This is a genomic window from Bradyrhizobium sp. Ai1a-2 (assembly GCF_000426245.1).
In the GTDB taxonomy this organism is placed as follows: Bacteria; Pseudomonadota; Alphaproteobacteria; order Rhizobiales; family Xanthobacteraceae; genus Bradyrhizobium.
The window spans coordinates 152,342-170,982 of the sequence record NZ_AUEZ01000006.1 but is presented as its reverse complement, the minus strand read 5'-3'; the positions used below and the strand labels follow the sequence as shown (position 1 = coordinate 170,982).

General features: G+C 63.1%; 18 protein-coding genes. 7 read left to right on the top strand and 11 right to left on the bottom strand.

Annotated elements, in window-relative coordinates:
• The first annotated feature begins 16 nt into the window (after positions 1-16).
• Positions 17-862 carry a PhnD/SsuA/transferrin family substrate-binding protein gene (locus K288_RS0107060; protein ID WP_051334401.1) on the top strand — a complete coding sequence of 282 codons (846 nt, stop codon included), beginning with the start codon at positions 17-19 and terminating at the stop codon, positions 860-862.
• Between the two features lie 7 nt (positions 863-869).
• Here the strand turns inward: K288_RS0107060 and K288_RS0107055 are convergent, their stop codons facing one another.
• Entirely contained in the window at positions 870-1,685 is an 816-nt protein-coding gene (locus K288_RS0107055) for a radical SAM protein (protein ID WP_256378815.1), read from the bottom strand.
• Here K288_RS0107055 and K288_RS54625 point away from each other — a divergent pair.
• Complete coding sequence (locus K288_RS54625; RefSeq protein WP_244443081.1) at positions 1,662-2,153, top strand: hypothetical protein; 492 nt, start codon at positions 1,662-1,664, stop codon at positions 2,151-2,153. The genes K288_RS0107055 and K288_RS54625 overlap by 24 nt on opposite strands.
• Here the strand turns inward: K288_RS54625 and K288_RS0107045 are convergent.
• The 6 genes from K288_RS0107045 to K288_RS0107020 all read right to left on the bottom strand — a co-directional run bounded on the left by K288_RS0107045 (position 2,100) and on the right by K288_RS0107020 (position 9,842).
• Complete coding sequence (locus K288_RS0107045; protein ID WP_027578893.1) at positions 2,100-3,668, bottom strand: flagellar hook protein FlgL; 1,569 nt, start codon at positions 3,666-3,668, stop codon at positions 2,100-2,102. The genes K288_RS54625 and K288_RS0107045 overlap by 54 nt on opposite strands.
• A gap of 7 nt (positions 3,669-3,675) precedes the next feature.
• Positions 3,676-5,568, bottom strand: coding sequence for a flagellar hook-associated protein FlgK (flgK, locus tag K288_RS0107040; protein WP_027578892.1), 1,893 nt, complete (start codon positions 5,566-5,568; stop codon positions 3,676-3,678).
• A gap of 43 nt (positions 5,569-5,611) precedes the next feature.
• A complete protein-coding gene (locus tag K288_RS0107035) occupies positions 5,612-7,471 on the bottom strand; it encodes a flagellar hook-basal body complex protein (RefSeq protein WP_027578891.1) in 1,860 nt (619 codons plus the stop codon).
• 222 nt (positions 7,472-7,693) lie between these two features.
• Positions 7,694-8,008 (bottom strand): metal-sulfur cluster assembly factor, encoded by a 315-nt coding sequence (locus K288_RS0107030; RefSeq protein WP_027578890.1) that lies wholly within the window; start codon positions 8,006-8,008, stop codon positions 7,694-7,696.
• The gene (locus tag K288_RS0107025) at positions 8,005-8,511 is read right to left on the bottom strand and encodes a DUF2249 domain-containing protein (protein WP_027578889.1); all 507 of its coding nucleotides are present in this window, start codon (positions 8,509-8,511) and stop codon (positions 8,005-8,007) included. Before K288_RS0107025 ends, K288_RS0107030 begins: the two co-directional genes overlap by 4 nt.
• A 23-nt stretch (positions 8,512-8,534) precedes the next feature.
• Entirely contained in the window at positions 8,535-9,842 is a 1,308-nt protein-coding gene (locus K288_RS0107020) for a hypothetical protein (protein WP_051334400.1), read from the bottom strand.
• A gap of 13 nt (positions 9,843-9,855) precedes the next feature.
• Between K288_RS0107020 and K288_RS52185 the strand changes: the two genes are divergently transcribed.
• Positions 9,856-10,233, top strand: coding sequence for a hypothetical protein (locus K288_RS52185; RefSeq protein ID WP_152535419.1), 378 nt, complete (start codon positions 9,856-9,858; stop codon positions 10,231-10,233).
• A 335-nt stretch (positions 10,234-10,568) separates the two neighbouring features.
• On the opposite strand, the gene K288_RS0107010 is transcribed toward K288_RS52185, so the two are convergent.
• The gene (locus K288_RS0107010) at positions 10,569-11,024 is read right to left on the bottom strand and encodes a pseudoazurin (protein WP_043159452.1); all 456 of its coding nucleotides are present in this window, start codon (positions 11,022-11,024) and stop codon (positions 10,569-10,571) included.
• A gap of 186 nt (positions 11,025-11,210) precedes the next feature.
• Between K288_RS0107010 and K288_RS0107005 the strand changes: the two genes are divergently transcribed.
• Positions 11,211-11,933: a Crp/Fnr family transcriptional regulator gene (locus K288_RS0107005; protein WP_027578886.1), complete on the top strand. Its 723-nt coding sequence runs from the start codon at positions 11,211-11,213 to the stop codon at positions 11,931-11,933.
• Positions 11,934-11,944: 11 nt separating this feature from the next.
• Here the strand turns inward: K288_RS0107005 and K288_RS0107000 are convergent, their stop codons facing one another.
• Positions 11,945-12,124, bottom strand: a complete 180-nt coding sequence (locus K288_RS0107000) for a DUF1858 domain-containing protein (protein WP_343207752.1) — start codon at positions 12,122-12,124, stop codon at positions 11,945-11,947.
• Positions 12,125-12,329: 205 nt separating this feature from the next.
• Between K288_RS0107000 and nirK the strand changes: the two genes are divergently transcribed.
• The 3 genes from nirK to hemN all read left to right on the top strand — a co-directional run bounded on the left by nirK (position 12,330) and on the right by hemN (position 15,825).
• On the top strand, positions 12,330-13,451 hold the full coding sequence (gene nirK / locus K288_RS0106995; protein WP_027578884.1) for a copper-containing nitrite reductase: 1,122 nt from the start codon (positions 12,330-12,332) through the stop codon (positions 13,449-13,451).
• A 67-nt stretch (positions 13,452-13,518) separates the two neighbouring features.
• Positions 13,519-14,382 (top strand): SUMF1/EgtB/PvdO family nonheme iron enzyme, encoded by an 864-nt coding sequence (locus tag K288_RS0106990; protein WP_027578883.1) that lies wholly within the window; start codon positions 13,519-13,521, stop codon positions 14,380-14,382.
• Between the two features lie 90 nt (positions 14,383-14,472).
• Positions 14,473-15,825 carry an oxygen-independent coproporphyrinogen III oxidase gene (gene hemN, locus K288_RS0106985; protein WP_027578882.1) on the top strand — a complete coding sequence of 451 codons (1,353 nt, stop codon included), beginning with the start codon at positions 14,473-14,475 and terminating at the stop codon, positions 15,823-15,825.
• A gap of 24 nt (positions 15,826-15,849) precedes the next feature.
• On the opposite strand, the gene K288_RS0106980 is transcribed toward hemN, so the two are convergent.
• On the bottom strand, positions 15,850-17,763 hold the full coding sequence (locus K288_RS0106980) for a VWA domain-containing protein (protein ID WP_027578881.1): 1,914 nt from the start codon (positions 17,761-17,763) through the stop codon (positions 15,850-15,852).
• A gap of 9 nt (positions 17,764-17,772) precedes the next feature.
• Positions 17,773-18,585: a CbbQ/NirQ/NorQ/GpvN family protein gene (locus K288_RS0106975; RefSeq protein WP_027578880.1), complete on the bottom strand. Its 813-nt coding sequence runs from the start codon at positions 18,583-18,585 to the stop codon at positions 17,773-17,775.
• Positions 18,586-18,641: the final 56 nt, after the last annotated feature.

Below are 18,641 nucleotides of genomic sequence, written 5' to 3'. Positions count from 1 at the left end.
CAGGCGAGAAGCAATCATGAGCCAGACGATCTGGGTAGGTGCCGTCGCATATGATCCGAAGGTGGTCGGTATCTGGGAGGGCATGCGACGCTATTTTCATGAGGAAGCGCGCCTGCCGGTCGAGGTGGTGCTGTTCCAGAGCTACGAGGCGCAGGTCGCCGCTCTCCTGGCCTTGCCTGGCGAGCCGCTGCCGCGCATCGACATCGCATGGAACACGAACCTCGCCTATATCCAGGCCGATGCGTGGAGCGACCACCGCTGCCGGCCGATCGCGATGCGCGATACCGATGTGGGCTGGGCGACAAAAATTATCGCGGTAACCGGCGGGCCGGTCGCCAGGCTTGCCGATCTCAAGAGCCGCATCCTCGCTCTCGGCAGCCGCGACAGCGGCCACGCGGCAATCCTCCCGGTTTATTTTCTGCAGCGCGAGGGACTTGTTGAGGGAAAGGACTACCAAACGCTGCGCTTCAACACCGACCTCGGCAAGCATGGGGACACGGGGACAAGCGAATCCGAGGTCGTTCGCGCGGTGCTCGACGGCCGCGCCGATGCGGGTGCAATTGGCACCCCGTTCTGGAACGCCGTGCGCAGCGAGCGTCTGGTACCGGAAGGCGCGCTGACCGAGATCTGGACCTCGCGGCCCTATAATCACTGCATGTTCACCGCCCGCACCGATCTCGACCCCGCGCTGGAGCAGCAGTTTGCCAGAGCACTGTTCGGGATGAGCTACGACAACCCGACGCATCGTCCTGTGCTCGAAGCGGAAGGGCTGCGCCAATGGATAGCGCCGCAGCTTGAAGCCTATGCCGAGTTGCGGGAAGCGTCGGCGCAACAAGGCTTCTTGACGCGGCCTTTGGCTTAGAGCGTTTTCAGGCGCAATTGAAGATCATTGCCAACCTGCGCTGATGCTCAAATTCGCGATCGAAGGCGCGGCGCACGGCGGCGAAGGATTCGGCGAGCGGAAAGATTTCACGGCTGACCAGCAGGTCGTTGTCTTCGGCTCCGACCGGATGCCAAAACACGCCTTCGGCTGTAATCGTCACCTCGGGAACCAGGTCTGATTTTGCCAAGGCGATGCCCTGTGTGGCGGAGCCTCGCAAGGCAATCCGCCTGATCACCCGGTTCTCCTCGCTGACGTGGTGGGCGTCAAGGAAGCTGCGGAACTCCTCGGCCTCCGCGTCAGTTGAGACCGTCGCCGCCAATCGCACCCGGAACCCCTCGGCGCGAGCGCGCTCGATTCCATTCCAGGCGCGCGCCCATGTCCCCTTCCCTCGATGGCTGTCGTGGCGCTTCGGCGTCGGACTGTCGAGGCTGATCTGCAAGGTGACGCGCTCGCGCGGCAACGCGCGCAGCATCCTGAGCCGATTTCCGGCAAACAGCATGCCATTGGTGAGGACAGTGGTCGGCGCCGCCGCAGCGCACGCGGCAAGGATCTCGCCAATACTCGGCAGCATAAATGGCTCGCCGCCGGTCACAAAGATTTCAGCCACGCCGAGTTCCACCGCCTCGGTCGCGATCCGTCGCACCCGCTCGATACCAAGGGCTCGCCGTGGCGCTTTGGGTGACGAGCGCACACAACAATAGTCGCAGCTCAGATTGCAGTCGAAATTGGTGTAAAGCCATAGACGCGAGCCGACGGGCCGATCCTCTGCGATAGTCTCATGAGCCTCGCCGTGCCGAAACACCCAACGGCTGCGACCTTCCTCGATTGCCGTGTCGACCAAACTGTTGCGGGTGAAGCGGCACCATGCCTCGAGCTCGGGGCCGATGGCCGGATCGTCGCTGATCACGGCCACGAGATCGCCCTTACGGCTGCGGCGGAGCGCAGCTATCAAATCCGGCAGAAGGCCCGAAGCGAATGTCTTGGCGCCGGCGTCGAGCTCAACGTTCACGTTCATTTTCATGAACAGACCCGATGGTCCTGCAGAAGTTCCACGTGGACCGCACCAGTAACGATCTCACCAGAACACAACAAGCAGGATCAATCTCCGACGAAAACGTCAGAAAATCAACGATCGCGTTCCAGGACGCCGATAGCGGTCTGGCGCGGGTTCGAGTCCTGCCTGACGGCGATCATCTCGATTGTTGAAAGCCAGCGCTCAGATGAATTTGACCAGGCTCATCTGGTAAAGCATCGATGTCGTTTGATATGACGCCTGCAGTGCCGTCTGCAATGCCAGGATCTTGGTTGCGACTTCGTCGTCATTGATGCCTTCGATCGAATCCAGCATCGTTTGGGCCATCGCCTTGGTCTGAACCTGCCGATCAGTGGCCGCTTTGACGGACCCCTGCGCGCCGGCGAAATCGGCCTGGATATCCTCGATGGTCTGGGTGCCCGGGACCGTTGCCAAGCTGTTCGCGACTCGCTGGTTGAGCGCAGTCACCTGGGCACTGGCATAGGGATCGGTCGCCGACGTGGTCACAGCCGCGAATACCGCGACCGTCTGCAACTGCGACCGCAGTGCCGGTTCGTCGGCTCTGGCGCCATACTGCACCGAGATGGATGTATCGATCTGGGCTACGGCCGATCCGCGCGCCGAGCCGTTCGCCGCAGTATTCTGTTCGCCGTTGTACCACATCACGGTGTTGTCGGGAGTGCCGGCCACAAGCGTGGTGGCCGAGGCAGGCGGCGTCGTCCCGACGCGCAGCGGGGGTTGATCGAAGAAATTATCGCCGGCTTCCATCGCCGACGCCGCCACCATCGGGCCGTTTGCCAGATTCTTCATCGAAGTGCCCAGCGCGGAGTTCAGGTTGGCCGCGGTCGCGGTGGGATCAGCCCCGATCAGGAAGCTGTTGGCGGCGAGCGGTGTGCTGTCCGATGCCGTCATGACGATATCTTCCTTCGTACCGTCAGGCATGGTGAAGGTGAACTTGACCTGGTCGCCAGGCTTCGGATTGGTCGTGCCAAGATCCACCGACATGGACTTCTGCACCGGTGTCGCCGGCGGCGCTGGCGGAACGGTCGCGGGAAGGTCCACGGGCGGGGTGACGGTGGCGCCCGCTATATCCGTGGATACGCCGGTGAGCTTGATCCCAAACGGCTGCGCCTGCTGCGGAGGAGCCGGTGTGGCATCCTCCTCGGTCAGAACGACTGATGTTGCCGACGTGCCGACGGCGCTGCCGACGCGGCCGTTCTGATTGACGCCGAGGTCCGCGGCCTTTCGCTCGGCGATGACCTGCTTCAGGCCAGCAACCTGCGCGCCGCGACCGTTCATGATCTCATCGGCCGATGCCACCGGCGCGGTATCGGTGGCGCGGCCTGAAAACAGATAGCGATCGCCTGACTTCGCGTTGAGCATGTCGACCGAATCGATGAAGTCGAGCAGTGCGGTCTTCTGACCCGAGGTCTGACCCGCATCGTCGAGATCCGTGCTTGCGCTGACGGCGGCACCCTTCACTTCCGTCCCGATCTTGACCAGCTGCTGCAGCGAAAGATTGGCGACGCCAATGCGTGTGTTCAGATTGGTCGCAGTATCGGAATAGGCTCCTATCCCGGTGATCTGCGCGCGCAGCGCGATCGCGAGGCTGCGGCCACTTCCCTGCCCCGCGTAGGTATTCGAAATCTTGCCGGACGCGAGTTGCTGCGTCAGCGTATCCAGCTGACTGCGCAAATCGAGAATGCCCGAGCCGATATAGGACGTGCGTTGACTGACCCCGGATATTGTCATGGCTGCCTCAGAATACCTGCATCAGGGTTTTGTACATGTCGTTGACGGCCGACATCACGCGCGCGTTTGCCGAATAGGCGTTCTGCAATGACAACAGATGCGCCATCTCGTCGTCCATGTTCACGCCTGACGACGTCGACATCTTCTGCTCGAGCGTGCTCAGCACGACGTTCTGACCATCGGCGAGCTGCTTCGCCGCATCGGCCTCCGCTCCCTGCTGACTGGTGAACTGCTGCATGAAGCTGAGCAACGTACCCTTGAACGGGGCGTTCGTACTGCCGACCCCGCTCTGCGCTCCAAAGGTGAAGGTCGCGTTGCTCAGCTGATTGAGGATGAAGGAGGGCCGCGTGGTGTCGCCCGCGAGCGTCGAGCTTCCGTACATAACCAGCTTCGCGGGATCATCGATCAGCGCGCTGTTGACGCTCAGGCGTCCCGCAAGACCGGTGATCTGAGACCCCGACGCGTTGATCGCACCGCTGTAGGACGAACCGCCGTCGGTGAACAGAGCGATCTGCGGGCTGCCATCGTTCAGCGCATTCGGGTTCTTCGTGACCGTAACCGAGGCGCTGTCGATCCGGGCGAAAGCGGGATTGTTGAGCACGCTCAGCGACGAGCTCGTCCCGCTGAAGGTGACATTGCCGCCCATTGCGGCATTGAGCTGATCGAGCACCGAGGAGAACGATCCGGAAAAATCGATCCCGATCACCTGATCGTTCGGGTCCGCCGTCACATCGTTCGACAACGGCAGCACGCGGGGGTCATCAACGCGCACGAGGGAGATCTGGCGCTGTTGACCGGTCGCGGCGTCAGTGTAGGTCAGATGCATGACGTTGCCGGATTTCATGCCCGAGATATCGAGCGAAAATCCCGCAGGGGTTCCGGTCGGACCCGGCGGCCCGGTTATCGCCGTGCCGGCTATCGTTTGATCGGACAACGCGCTCGACAGCTGCGCGGCAAACTGGTCGAGCTGGTTCTGTGCCGTGACCAGCGTCTTGTCTCGCAGCTCGGTATAGGCCGCGATCTGGCCCGACTTGATCGCACCGGTGGCGGTGAGATTGATTGATCCGCCACCGCCCGGAAACTCGAGCATGACGGAGCCGAGCTGGCTCTGATTGGGATCACTGCTCCATGTCGTATTCGCGGTGACGGTGGCCTGAGCATTGAATGTCAGGGTCGCGGCTTCGTTACCCACCAACTGGACGCCGGAGCCGGTGAAAACCGTGACCTGGTTGACGCTATTGGTCGTGACACGGATATCCATCAGCTGGGATAGCTGAGTCACATACTGGTCGCGTTGATCGAGCAATGCGGCAGTCGACGCATCCGTCGACGTGCCGCCGGCTGGATTGGACCTCAACTGGTTGTTGATGGACGCAATCTGCTTTAACAGATTGTTGGCTGTCGTAACCGAATCCTTGATGCCGGTCTCGGCCGCGCCGCGCAGGCTTTGGATGCCTTGCGTCATCGAGTTCAGTTGTTGCGTGAGCGTCGACGCCGCGGTGAGAACGCTTGTCCGGGCCGACTGGTTGTCGGCGCTGGTGGAGAGCGCCTGCAGCGCCGTCGTGAGATCGTTGAACGCGCTCTCCAGCGTTCCGATTGCACCAGGATCTCCATAGAGACTTTGCACCTGCTGCAGGACGCTTGAGCGCAACGCGGCGTAAGACGCGCCCGACGTTTCCGTGCGCAACTGCGCCTGGACATACTGGTCGAGTTCACGATTGATCCCGGCAATGACAACGTTGCTGCCATATGCGCCGGAATAGGACGTGACCTGGTTGAGCGTCTTGCGAACATAGCCGGGGGTTTCCGCGTTGGCGACGTTCGACGAGACCAGCGACATCGCCGCCTGATTGGCGCGGAGGCCGGACATGGCGATGGCAAGGGCGTCATTCAGACTCATGACAGGATTACTCTCAACCGGTTACATTCGCGCCGCGTATCAACTACCGCATCACGTTCAGGAGATCCTGGACCATCGTGTTCGTGGTCGTGATCACCTTGGTGTTCGCCGAATAGGCCTGCTGCGTCACGATCAGTTTCGTGAATTCGTCAGCGATGTCCGTATTCGAGGATTCGAGCGACGAGCCTGAGATACTCCCGCCCTTTCCATAGAGCGCCTCTCCGGATTCGTTGGTCACCTCGAAGGCGCCGCCGTCGACACGCTTCAGGAAGTCGGCGCCGTTGAAGGTGGCAACTGAGACCTCTGCGAGATCGATGTTGCGGCCGTTCGAATAGGTGCCGACGACACGTCCCTCGTCGCTGACCGACACGCTTTGCAGTTGTCCCGCGGCGTAACCATCCTGCTGCAGCTGGTTCACCTGCACGTTGCCGTTGGTGTCGGCAAACTGCGTCAGTCCGCCCGTGCCGAATGCCATAGTGACGTTACCCAGGCTGGTGCCATTGACGGTGAGCCCGGCCAGCGTGATCTGACCGACCACCGGCTGCATCTGCCCGTTCGGGCCAAACTTGAAATCCGTTCCGACGTTCTGCCAGGCAACGGTATTTCCGGTCGCATTGGAATTCACCTGGTAGAAAAGGTTCCAAGTGTCCGTCCCGCCCTGCGTGGACGATTCAACCTTGGCCCATCGAAACTGCAGGCTGACCGGGGCGCCGTTGCCGTCATACGCGGTCGTCGTGCCGCCGCTGATCGACTCATTCAGAAAGCTCTGATTGTCGCTGCCAACGACGATGCCGGTGCCGGCCGTCCCGCCGCCCGCACGCATCCCCACAACGGTGCCCGAGAAGCCCAGCGCCTGGAAAGCTGCGACCGCCGATGAAGAGGGACCTGCGGCGAGGCTGAAGTCATTCGCCGTACCGGAATTCAGGGTGATGGCACCGCTGCTCGACACGGTCGACGCAGGTGACGGAGTAGTATTGCCTGTAAGACCGTCGATGGTGGTTAGCAAGCTTCCAACCGTCGCGGTTGCGAGGTCGACAAAAGTGGTGCCGGCGACAGGCGTGGGCGCGGCGCCAGTGTAGAATGAAATCGTCTTGGTTGTGGTGACGCCGCCGTTGGTGGTCTTCAGCACCAGCGTGTCGCCACTGGCAAAGCCCGCCGTAAGCGAATTGGTGCCCGACGCGCTCGCGAGGGCCGTCGCTGCGGAAATCGGCTGCGCTATCGTCTCGAAGTTGTTCCGCGCATTGCCGGTTACGCCTGTATTGGCAAATGGCGTCGCGGCCGTTCCGAGGGTTCGTGGATTGGATATGAAATCCGCGGGCCTCAGCAATTCGGAGCCAGGCACTGACGTCTGATGGTTGGTTGTCAGCGGGTAGCTGGCGAGATTGGCGCGATAGTCGATCTTGGTGGTTGCTTGCGACGGCAGGAAGTCGTTCTGGAATCTCAGGACCTCCGGCGCGCTTCCGGTGGGATTTCCGGTCGTCGGATCAATTTTCACGCCCTCGAGATAGTAACCGGCACCGTTGACGAGATATCCGTTCTGATCCAGCGTGAAGTCGCCGCGCCTTGTGTACCGGTTGACGCCGTCGAATATCGGCTGGTTGTCAGACATGCTGCCGGGCTTCTGCACGGCGAAGAAGCCGTCGCCGTTGATTGCCATATAGGTGGCGACCGAAGCCGACTGGACCGAGCCCGCAATCGTGTTGGTGCTGCGCGAGTTCGCAATCACGCTGCCCGCGAGTTGCGCGTTCGTGCCGGTATCGGGAATGAGGTCAAGGAAGCTGGTGTCGATCCGCTTGAAGCCGGTCGTCTGCGAGTTCGCGATGTTACCGGAAATGTTTTCCAGCGCGTACGAGTTTGCCCGCAGTCCCGCCACGGACGTGGTAAGAGCGCCGAAGATACCCATTACATCATCTCCAATTGGATCCGGGCGGCCGCCGGGATGTTTTGGGTGTCATGGCCGCAACCGTTGAGATCGTTGCAAGCCGCCTGCCAATGAAAAAATGTAATTAAATCAGATAATTACGACTACGAAATGCCGGCGCGACCGGATCAAAATTGCCGAACCGAGCAACTTTTGCCCACCTCATACCGACGTCGTCATGCCGGGCACGTCGTCGTCCCGAGGTCAATTGACCGTGGCGAAGCCAAGCGCGGCGCGGACAGCCGGTTCGATGCGTTCCGGCGTCCAGGGCGGATCGAATGTCATCTCGACATCGACCGAGCCGACGCCCGGAACCTGCGCGGCACAGCTCGCCACGCCTTCCTCCAGGAAACCGGTCGCGGGACATCCCGCCGTGGTCGCAGTCATCGTGATGCGGACGGCATCTCCGACGACCGAGATGTCGTAGACGAAGCCGAGATCGACGATGTTGTGACCGAGCTCGGGATCGATCACGACACGCAGCGCGTCCCGGATGCGGTCGACGAGTTCGTCCGTCATGACGGAGCCCTCACGGTCAGTTCGTAGGTCGCACCGTCGGGCGTGAACCCGCCGAGCCAGCGGTATCCACGCTTCTCCAGCTGCGGGAACAGAAAGACGGGCTCGCGGCGCAGCAGCGCTGAAAGAGTCTCGCCGGGCCCCAGTTTCTCGGCGGCGGCAAGGATCCGGACCATGGGCTCAGGAGGATCGAGATCGCGATTGTCGAGCTTCACGGCGGGCTCCGGCCAATTCTCGAAGCTTGGCGTGGTGGCGGGAGCGGCCGTCTGCTTCGCCGCCTCCGCCGGCGTGAACAGGACTTCCCACTCGCCGCCGTCGAGTGCTCGCTCGGAATGCGTGAACCCTCTGTCTGCCATGACGGCGAACAGCGGGACCGGCTTGAACGTGGCGTAAAGGCGCAGCCCCTGCCCCAGTTCGAGGCGTTCCAGCGTGGCCATGATGACCGAGAACGGCTCACCGCCTGCACGCAGGATCGGACGGACATCTACGTCGATGTATTCGGTCATGCTTCCTCCCCTTCGTTTCGTCCTTAATTCCTCGCGAACAGCAGATGGGGCGCGCGAGCGCCTCCCGGAAGGCGCAGGGGGCTCGCGACATCAGCAAGCTGCCGCGTCCGGATCACTTCGCGAACGATGCCGATGACTCCGGCCGTCATCGCCATCGCGGCGGCTCGGAATCCCGACGGCAGGCCGATCAGCAGCATCAAGGTTCCGGTCCAGACCGCCGCGTAGTAGATCATGAACCACTTCGATGCCCTCCGCTCCGCGACGAGGTCTTGAACGCGGGGAGTCGGTGCCCGTCCCATCACCGGACCATAGGTCTCGAGCCAGGTCAGGAACGCTACGATCTTGTAGAGCTTGGCGAGCACCAGGCCCGACAGCCAGCCGAACACGGCGAGAAAGGCGAACGCTCCGACATGCGCGGCAAAGTTCCCAGTGACGACGAGCGCGGCCCCCAGAAGCGCCGTCCCCGCCAGGCTCGCGAAGGACAACGTCGCCATCCGCGTATTCAGCTCGAGCTGGCGCCGCTTGCGAGCGCGGAAGATTGCGAACAGGTCGCGCCCATATAGAGCGGCAGTAGCGAGGCCGAGGACGGCGACAATCGACAGCACGACGTTCAATCCGGCAAAGAGTCCGATCGCGAGGACGCCTCCGACCACCGTGACGGCGATTGCCAGCGCGCCGGCCATCAGCGTCGTGCCGCTCTTCCGGTCGTCGACATCGGGCGACAGCATGAACATGGACAGCAACCGGTAGCTGACGCCCATCGCCGTCAACGTCAGCCACCCACCAAGACCGGCGATCGCATGCAGCGGCACACCGCCGGCCAAAATCAATTGCCCGACCGATCCCGCCCACCCCGCAAGTGCGAACGCGAAGACTGCGCCGAAGGCGACGGTGGCACAGAGCGAGGCCAAGCCGACGAGGACGAAGCGGGCCGGCCCCACCGGCCGCAGCCATGCGGTCAGCCCGAGATCGACGACGATCAGCCCGAATCCGGCGGTCAGCAGGACCGCGCCGAGCGGGAGCAGCCAGAGCCACGCCGGCAGCCGACCTCCCAATGCCAGGAAGCCTGCGAGCAACGAGGCCAGACCCGCGGTCAGCAGAGCGAGCGCAGGCAAAGCCCATTTCTCCGAAAACAGCGGCCTCGCGACCAGGACAGGCACGAACTGGAACAGCGCGCCACACATCGCCAGGCTGAGCCATCCGATACAGATCACGTGCACCAGGACGAGTGTATCCGGCGCTGCAAGATCGGCCGCGGGAAAGCCGACGCCCGCGACCATCAGCGCCAGCGCGACGAACAGCCAGGCCACCGCCATCGCGAAGTAGCTCATCGTCCATCGTGATATGCTGGCGCCGATCATCGTGATCTCAGAACTTTCGCGCTTTCTGTATCGCCGCTTAGTGATGGTAAGCGTAGGTCGTCACCATCGAGGGCTCTTTGTCGGAGCACAAATTGCCGTGTCGTTTACAGAGGTCTTTGATCCCCGACAAAGATCGAACCGCCCCAAATCTGCAATATTGGATTCGTCATCAACGGAGGACGCGATGCGGATTTTCGAAAGATTGCGACGACGCAGCCGAAGAGATCATGTGATCGAGCGCAAACTTTTCGAGGCCATCACCGACGATATTCTCCGGAGGCTCGAGGAGGGAACGTCGATCCTGATTTTCCCAGAGAGCAAGGCGGCCTGCTGCCCGGCCGAAGAGAAGGCGCGCCAGTAGCTCTGGCTTTGCGCCATATCAATGCACCTACCGCGCTCGGCAATAGAATAGCTATTGATGTTAAGTGCTGCTCCGGACGGCAACGGCCTTTCGCCATTCGGCTAAAGCCCGATGCGATTTGATTGAATCCGCAGCGACTGCTTTACCTCTCCCGCTTGCGGAAGCGCCGGGTGGGGGCTCTCTCCACTTGCAAGGACAGCGTGAATCGCGGAGACACCCCAACCCTCCCGGAGCGAGCTATGCTCGTCTCCCCCGCAAGCGGGAGAGCGAGCGCAGCATCGCCGATGCAAATCGATCTGATCGCATCAAGCACTAGCGAAGCTGGCGCTAGGCCGTCACTTGGACGCGGTCTTGCCGGCTTCGAGTTTATCGAAAAGCGTCGCGAACACCTGCTTTGCCTTGCCGGTCTGTGGGACTGCCTTGGCCTGATCGACGTTGCCGGGCGTTCCGACCACGATCATCGCGACCATGCCCATGCCGTAGTGAGGAAGACACTTCACGCCGTAGACACCCTCCTTGTCGAACTTGACGGCGATATCTTCGCTGTTCTTGCCGACGAAGGGCGTTGCGCCGTCCGGAAGCATGCCCTTGATGGACTCGGCGTTGTGGCCCTTGTCGGTGGCCAGGAACTTCACGGTGTCGCCGGGCGCGATCTTCACGAAGGCGGGCTCGAATACCATCACACCATCGGCTCCCCTGTTCAGGAGCTTGATTTCCACCTCCGCCGCGCTGGCGCTTCCGGCCAGGATTAGAGCCGCCGCGGCGCCAACCAACATCGCAATCTGTCTCATGCTTTCCATTCCTGAAACTTGCGCCCGAGATCCACCGGGCTCCCGCGTGTCAGATATCCCCGCCCCGCCCGGCCCAGGTTGCGCCAGCTCAACTTCGTCGTAGAATCCTGGACTAAGAACCTGACGAGCCGTTGGGGCTTGCACCGGCCGCGGATAGTCCCGCGGCATATTGGAACGAGGATATCCATGGCCGCAGTCGACCGCTCGCTGGTCGCGAACCTGCCGATGTTCGCCGGGCTTACGCCCACCGAACAGGACGAACTGCTGCGCGAGGCGCGTTCGATCCGATACCCGAAGGGAGCCGCGGTGTTCGACCAGGGCGCCGAAGCGGACCGCTTCTTCCTCCTGCTTCACGGACATCTTCGCGTCGAGAAGACGACCTCGCAGGGGCAGCAGTCCGTGGTCCGCTACGTCTCCGCCGGCGAGCTCTTCGGCGTCGCGCAGGCCATGAACCTGACGCACTATCCGGCCACCGCGGTGGCCGCCGTGGACAGCATCGCGCTCGCCTGGCCCTCGTCGTCCTGGCACCGGCTGATCGTCAAATACCCGAGCCTCGCCAGCACCGCGCTCCAGACCGTGGGGAGCCGTCTCCAGGATACGCAAGCGCGCGTCATGGAGATGTCGAGCGAGCAGGTCGAACAGCGCGTCGCCCACGCGCTGCTCCGCCTTGCGAAACAAGCCGGAAAGAAAGTCGATGCCGGTATCGAGATCGACTTCCCGATCAGCCGGCAGGATGTCGCCGAGATGACCGGTACGACCCTGCATACCGTCAGCCGGATTCTCAGCGCGTGGGAGCAGCAGGGTCTGGTCGAGGGTGGCAGGCAGCGCATCGTTCTGCGTGACACGCACAGGCTGCATGACCTTGCCGAAGGCGAAGAAGCCGCTCAGACACACAAGCGCACACTCTAAGCCCGCACACTCTAAGCCGCTTTCGCCGTATCCATAAGCTTCGATACGAAGGCGTTGGCGTCTACGCCGTGTTCGCCGCATGCTTCTTCGATCGAGTGGAAAGCACCGATCGGACAGCCGACACATAGCATCCTGAAGTCGAGAAAGACGCGTATCGCGGATGGCCATCGACGCATCACGTCGTCAACCATCATATCCGCGGTTGGTGTTGCGTTCTTTCTCATGCTGCAACTGTAACGTAGCGGCTTCCAGTTCTCTTTGATCGTCCGCAAATTCTTAGGCAGATCGCTTCGTCGAATAAATCGACCTCTCCTTGTTCCAAAGCAAAGTGCTTGTCGAGCAGATCGTACATGATGCACGCATCGAATTAGGACAATTGAAGTGATGGAGAGCATCATGCTGACGAGAAGGACCGCCCTGATGGGAGCCGCTATCGCGGCGCTGATGATGAGCGTGCCGGCGCTCGCCGCCGACGACCTCAAGCTGCCGCGCGAACGAGTTGAGCTGGTCGCACCGCCGTTCGTGCATCCGCACGAGCAGGCGACCAAGGCCGGACCGAAGATCCTCGAGTTCAAGCTCACGATCCGCGAGAAGGAAGTCGTCATCGATGATGCGGGCACCAAGTTTCATGCGATGACCTTCAATGGCTCGATGCCTGGTCCGATGATGGTCGTGCACGAAGGCGACTACATGGAGCTGACGCTCGTCAATCCCGCGACCAATTCCATGCCGCACAACATCGACCTTCACTCGGCGACCGGAGCGCTGGGCGGTGGCGCCCTGACCAAGGTCAATCCGGGTGAGCAGGCCGTCCTGCGCTGGAAGGCGACGCGTCCCGGCGTCTTCGTCTATCACTGCGCTCCTGAGGGCATGGTCCCATGGCACGTGGTCTCCGGCATGCATGGCACGGTGATGGTGCTGCCGCGTGATGGTCTGAAGGACGGTGACGGCAAGCCGCTGCACTACGACAAGATCTTCTACATCGGCGAGAACGACCTCTATGTGCCGAAGGACGCGAACGGCAAGTACAAGACCTACGACTCGGTCGGCGAGTCCTATGCTGACACCACAGAAGTCATGCGCAAGCTGATCCCGACGCACGAAGTCTTCAACGGGCGTGTCGGTGCGCTGACCGGCAAGAATGCATTGACGGCGAAGGTCGGCGAGACCGTGATGATCGTGCATTCGCAGGCCAACCGCGACACCCGTCCGCACCTGATCGGCGGGCACGGCGACTATGTCTGGGAGACCGGCAAGTTCAACAACCCGCCGCAGAAGGATCTCGAGACCTGGCTGATACGCGGCGGTTCGGCGGGAGCCGCGCTGTATACCTTCCGCGAACCCGGTGTGTACGCCTATCTCAACCACAACTTGATCGAGGCCTTCGAACTCGGCGCGGCTGCGCACATCAAGGTGGAAGGCAAGTGGAACGATGACCTGATGAAGCAGGTCTCCCCTCCCGGCCCGATCCCAGCCGACAAGCTCGGCGCCGCCGACCCGGCAACCTTCAGCCGCTAGGTGGAGCCAAAAAGGGACGGCCCGCGGTCCCTACCCGCGGGCCGTTTCTTGAAGCGGAGGCGACATCATGCTCATCCTGATGAAAATAAAGACGGCCATGCTCGCTGGCGCGCTGGCCGCGCCGATCCTGGCAACCGTGCTCTCGCCCACCCCTCCGCACGATGACGACGGGGCCGTGCGTCTCTCTCCCGCTTCCTTCAGCTATCGGGCTGCCGGCGATTTCTCGCGAAACGGCAGACCGGTCGAAGGGCCCCTGCGCAAACTCAGCCTGCCTGCTGATCTTATTATCATGAAGCGGCAGGTCACGGTTGCCGAGTACGCGCGCTGCGTCGACGACGGAGCCTGTCCAAGAGTGCCGGTCCCCAGCGGCTCACTGGACGTGCCCGTCGTCGGCGTCAGTTGGCATGACGCCTCGGCCTATGCCGCATGGCTGTCGCGCAGGACCGGCGTCACCCATCGTCTGCCGACCGACGAAGAATGGACATTCGCGGCCGCCGAGAGGACTCGCGACGAAGCGTTGCCGCTGGTCGACCCCGCGGATCCGGCGCAGGCCTGGATCGCCCGCTATGAAGCCGAATCCGCCCGCTCCAAGCCCGCCGCGAAGGCCGCTCAACCGGGGGGAACGTTCGGTACCAACAGCAACGGACTGGACGATCTGGCCGGCAACGTCTGGGAGTGGACGGATAGCTGCTTCGTCCGCGCCTCGCTCGATGACGGAGGCGAGCGGATCACCAACACGAATTGCGGGGTCCGCGTCGTGGAGGGAGCCCACCGCGCCTACATGACGGACTTCATCCGCGATCCCAAGGCCGGCGGATGCGCCGTGGGCATTCCGCCGACCAATCTCGGATTCAGGCTCGTCATGGAGCCTTCCAGTTCGGTCGCCATGGCGATCTCCCGGAACGTGGCGAAGCTGCTCCGGCGAACCTGAACGTTCGACGATCAGCGGACGGGTTGAGCTAGAACAAAGTCATTCCCCCACGGGTCCGATAGATGATGCGGAGACGGAGGAGGAAGGCAGATGCGATCGGATTTGGCGCTATCCTACGGGCAGGACCGGCTGCCGCGCTACACCAGCTATCCCACGGCCCCGCATTTTTCGCCGACGGTCGGCGAACACGATTATCGGCAATGGCTCAAATCGGTGTCCATTCGCCAGCCGGCCTCGCTTTATCTCCACGTACCGTTCTGCCGATCGATGTGCTGGTACTGCGGATGTCATACGTCCGTGACCAAGCGTGACGAGCCGATTGCCATCTACGCGTCGGGCCTGCGCACGGAAGCGCTCCTTGTCGCGGAGACGATCGGACACAGGCTGCCGGTCTCTCATATCCATTTCGGTGGTGGCACTCCGACAATCATGTCGCCGGAGACGTTCGCCGACCTCGTCGGCGCCTTGCGCTATTCATTCTTCGTGCTGCCCGATGCCGAGATCGCTGTCGAGATCGATCCCCGCACGCTGACCGAGCCGATGGCGGAGGCGCTGGGCTACTGCGGCGTCAACCGTGCGAGCCTTGGCGTCCAAAGCTTCGATCCGGCCGTGCAGCGGGCCATCAATCGGCAGCAGAGCTTCGAACAGACCGCCGCATCCGTCGAGCGGCTGCGCCGGGCCGGCGTCAGCAGGCTCAATTTCGACCTGCTCTATGGCCTGCCCCTGCAGACGGTCGAGTCGTGCCTGGACACGGTTGCAAAATGTGTAGAGCTGCGTCCGGATCGCTTTTCGGTCTTCGGCTACGCGCACGTTCCCTCCTTCAAGAAGCACCAGCGCAAGATTGCCGAAGAGTCCTTGCCTGACAGCATTGAGCGGCATGTTCAGTCCGAAACGATCGCGCAAGCTTTGCTCGATGCGGGCTATGTGCGCATCGGGCTGGATCACTTCGCTCTTCCCACCGACAATCTTGCCCTGGCAAGACGGGAAGGCAGGCTGCGGCGGAATTTCCAGGGCTACACTGATGATTCGGCCGACACGCTCATTGGTCTCGGCGCCAGCGCCATCGGCCGCATGCCTCAAGGATTCGTGCAGAACGCCGTGCCGACGCGCGATTATCTTGCGCGCATCGTCGAGGAGCGGCTCGCTACGGTCAAGGGCTACGCGTTCACCGAGGAAGATCTGTTCCGCGCTGACATCATCGAGCGGATCATGTGCGATCTTGCCGTCGACCTCCCCAAGGTATCGCGGCTCCACGGCCGCAATCTGGAGTCCGCGATCGTCGATCGGCCGCGGATCGAGAGCCTCATCGCCGATGGCGCCGTGACGATGTTCGATGACCGGCTCGCGGTCAACGACGGTGCAGAATTCCTGGTCCGCAGCGTTGCTTCGGCATTCGACGCGCATCTTCCACGATCCGCGGCCACGCACAGTCGCGCGGTATAAGGCGCGATCCAGCCGAAAAATTGGCTATTGCGTGAGTTGCCGGTAGAGCGCCGGCAAGGCGGCTGGCAGGCGTCGGATGTTGCCAACGATCGCATAGCCGCCCCGACCGAACAGCGTCGGGAAATAGCTCTGGGCGGTTGCATCGATCGTGACGCCGAAGACTGCGGCGCCGAGCCGGCGCGCCTCTTGTACGGCCTTGCGGGTGTCTTCGATGGCGAAGCGCCCCTCATAGTGGTCGACGTCGTTCGGCTTGCCGTCGGTGAGAACGATCAGCAGTTTCTTCCGCTGCGGCTGCGCAGCGAGTTCGGACGCGGCGTGGCGCACCGCCGCCCCGATGCGGGTGTAGTAGCCGGGTTTGAGCGCTCCGATGCGCCGCTCGACCTGCGCACTCATCGGCTCTCCGAACGCCTTGACGGTCTCGAGCCGCACCCATGAGCGCCGACGCGAGGTGAAGGTCAGGATGCTGTGGTGATCGCCGCAAGCCGACAGTCCGTGAGCGAGGACAAGCAGCGCCTCCTTCTCCACGTCCAGCACACGGTACCCATCGACCCAGGCGTCGGTCGACAATGACACGTCGACGAGCAGCGTCACCGCCAGATCGTGACCTTGCGGCCGCATCGCGAGATGAATGCGATCGAGTGTGCCACTACCGGCACGGAGATCGCAACGCGCGCGGACCAGCGCGTCGATGTCGAGGTCGTGCCCGTCGGGCTGTGCCCGCACGAGCTCGTGGCGGGGCCGCAGCGCCTCGAACTGCTGTCGCACCTGGCGGATGCGGCGGCGCGTGGCCTGGTCCGCCGTCCAGCTTTCGCCGGTCTCGCACGCATCCGCCGTCAACACGCGGCAGTGGTCCTCCAGATAATTGCGGGCGCGGTAATCCCATTCCGGATACAGCCGCTCGCCATCGATCCGTGAGGGATCGACCGCTTCCGGCGGCAGGTCGAGATCGAACTTCAGCTTCGTCGCAGGCTTTCCGCTGCGCCGCCCGATCGACAGTTCTTCCAGATCGTCGGCCGCCTTGCGCGCATTCTCGTCCTCGGTGTCGTCGGAGGGACGGTCGACGTTCACCATCTCCGCCATGGCCAGGATCTTCTCGAACCGGTTGAGGATGAACGGATCTCTCTTGTCGGCTCCGTTCTCGCGCTCGCGTGTCGCAAAGCGCTTTCGCGAGTCCGGCGCGTCCGCCTGGGCGTCGTGCGAGGCATCGTCCTGATCCTGCGACACCCGCCCGACGTCGCGGGTCCAGCAATCGCCCCACAACGGGCACGGCAGCACCGGGCGATATCCGGGCGGCGCCCGTTCCGGCAGCGCGTTCTCGCCGATCAGCGAAAACCACAGCTTCCCTTGCGGCGGTGCCGCGGCGCCAAGCAGTGCGAGCACGATCTGTTCGACCTCGCGCTCCACACGAGGCAATGGCCGCTGCGGCCGGGCAGACGCCACCGCCGCGGCCAGTCGCGTGTGGGAGTCTACGAGGCCGGGAAATCGAGCGGCGACCATGGCGGCCGTGGCACGGGCGCGGCGCAGGATCAGGAGATCGCGCCGGAGGGGATCGGTCTCGTCGATCGCCTCCAGCGGCACGGTCGCAAACCATGCGGCAAGCCAACGATAGAGAGCCGCGTTGAGGGCGCGATCCGGAAACAGGGCGATCCGCTCAGGCAGGAAGATGGTCGCCGCGTCGCGCCCGGGGTGGCTAAGGGATTCGTCGCCGAGGCCGATCCGCTGCCTCCAGGCGAGCCGGTGTCCGGACTTGCGAGCGCCCGCGCCGGCGAGCGCGACGCCCGCCTCGCCGCCGAGGGCGCGGAACATGACGGCGATCTGTCCCTGCATCTCCGGGAGTGCGACGGCGTGATCGGCGTGAACCGGATAGGACGCGGTGGCGCCGACAAGGCGATGCCACGCACGGCCAACGGTCTCCTCCAGCTCGAGAAAATCCAGCATCGCGCTTGCCTATCCGATGACGGCCCGCGCGACTTCCACCAGCGCGGCCTTGACGTCCCTATCATCAGTGAGCGGCTCGATCATGCCGGCGAGGACCGCCTCGCTGATTGAGACACCGGCGGCGACGAGGGTGGCGCAATAGACGATAAGGCGCGTCGAGACGCCCTCCTCCAGGTCATGTCCCTTCAGCGCGCGCAGACGTTGGGCGAGTTGGACCAGCGGTCGCACGCGATCCGGCGGAAGCCCGCTTTCCGCCGCGACGACGGCGATCTCCTGCTCCGGCGGCAGGAAGTCGAACTCGATGGCGACGAAGCGTTGCCGCGTCGAGGGCTTCAATGCCTTCAACAGACTCTGGTAGCCGGGATTGTAGGACACGACCAGCATAAAGCCCGGCGGCGCGACGAGTTCCTCGCCGGTCCGCTCGAGCGGCAGGATCCGCCGGTCGTCGGTCAATGGATGCAGCACCACCGTCACGTCCTTGCGGGCTTCCACAACCTCGTCGAGATAGCAAATGCCGCCTTCGCGTACCGCCCGGGTCAGGGGACCATCCGTCCAGACCGTATCGCCGCCCTTGAGCAGGTAGCGGCCAGTGAGATCGGCCGCGGTGAGGTCGTCGTGGCAGGCGACAGTGTGCAGCGGGATGCCGAGGCGTGCGGCCATGTGGGCCACGAAGCGGGTCTTGCCGCAGCCCGTGGGACCTTTCAGCAGCACCGGCAGGCGGTGACGCCAGGCGTGCTCGAACAGCGCGCACTCGTTTCCGCTCGGCACATAGGCCGGAGCCGTCGGAATAGCGCTTGCGACAGCCTGAAGGACAGGTTTCATGATGGTTCTCCGGGACATCCAGGGAAATGGCGGCCGCGACATGCGCGGCCGCCGCC

Excerpts from the sequence above, each read along its gene's own strand:
- K288_RS0107060 (WP_051334401.1), top strand. The coding sequence starts at position 17 with ATGAGCCAGACGATCTGGGTAGGTGCCGTCGCATATGATCCGAAGGTG.
- K288_RS54625 (WP_244443081.1), top strand. The coding sequence starts at position 1,662 with ATGAGCCTCGCCGTGCCGAAACACCCAACGGCTGCGACCTTCCTCGAT.
- K288_RS0107045 (WP_027578893.1), bottom strand. The coding sequence starts at position 3,668 with ATGACAATATCCGGGGTCAGTCAACGCACGTCCTATATCGGCTCGGGC.
- flgK (WP_027578892.1), bottom strand. The coding sequence starts at position 5,568 with ATGAGTCTGAATGACGCCCTTGCCATCGCCATGTCCGGCCTCCGCGCC.
- K288_RS0107035 (WP_027578891.1), bottom strand. The coding sequence starts at position 7,471 with ATGGGTATCTTCGGCGCTCTTACCACGTCCGTGGCGGGACTGCGGGCA.
- K288_RS0107030 (WP_027578890.1), bottom strand. The coding sequence starts at position 8,008 with ATGACGGACGAACTCGTCGACCGCATCCGGGACGCGCTGCGTGTCGTG.
- K288_RS0107025 (WP_027578889.1), bottom strand. The coding sequence starts at position 8,511 with ATGACCGAATACATCGACGTAGATGTCCGTCCGATCCTGCGTGCAGGC.
- K288_RS0107020 (WP_051334400.1), bottom strand. The coding sequence starts at position 9,842 with ATGAGCTACTTCGCGATGGCGGTGGCCTGGCTGTTCGTCGCGCTGGCG.
- K288_RS52185 (WP_152535419.1), top strand. The coding sequence starts at position 9,856 with ATGCTGGCGCCGATCATCGTGATCTCAGAACTTTCGCGCTTTCTGTAT.
- K288_RS0107010 (WP_043159452.1), bottom strand. The coding sequence starts at position 11,024 with ATGAGACAGATTGCGATGTTGGTTGGCGCCGCGGCGGCTCTAATCCTG.
- K288_RS0107005 (WP_027578886.1), top strand. The coding sequence starts at position 11,211 with ATGGCCGCAGTCGACCGCTCGCTGGTCGCGAACCTGCCGATGTTCGCC.
- K288_RS0107000 (WP_343207752.1), bottom strand. The coding sequence starts at position 12,124 with ATGGTTGACGACGTGATGCGTCGATGGCCATCCGCGATACGCGTCTTT.
- nirK (WP_027578884.1), top strand. The coding sequence starts at position 12,330 with ATGCTGACGAGAAGGACCGCCCTGATGGGAGCCGCTATCGCGGCGCTG.
- K288_RS0106990 (WP_027578883.1), top strand. The coding sequence starts at position 13,519 with ATGCTCATCCTGATGAAAATAAAGACGGCCATGCTCGCTGGCGCGCTG.
- hemN (WP_027578882.1), top strand. The coding sequence starts at position 14,473 with ATGCGATCGGATTTGGCGCTATCCTACGGGCAGGACCGGCTGCCGCGC.
- K288_RS0106980 (WP_027578881.1), bottom strand. The coding sequence starts at position 17,763 with ATGCTGGATTTTCTCGAGCTGGAGGAGACCGTTGGCCGTGCGTGGCAT.
- K288_RS0106975 (WP_027578880.1), bottom strand. The coding sequence starts at position 18,585 with ATGAAACCTGTCCTTCAGGCTGTCGCAAGCGCTATTCCGACGGCTCCG.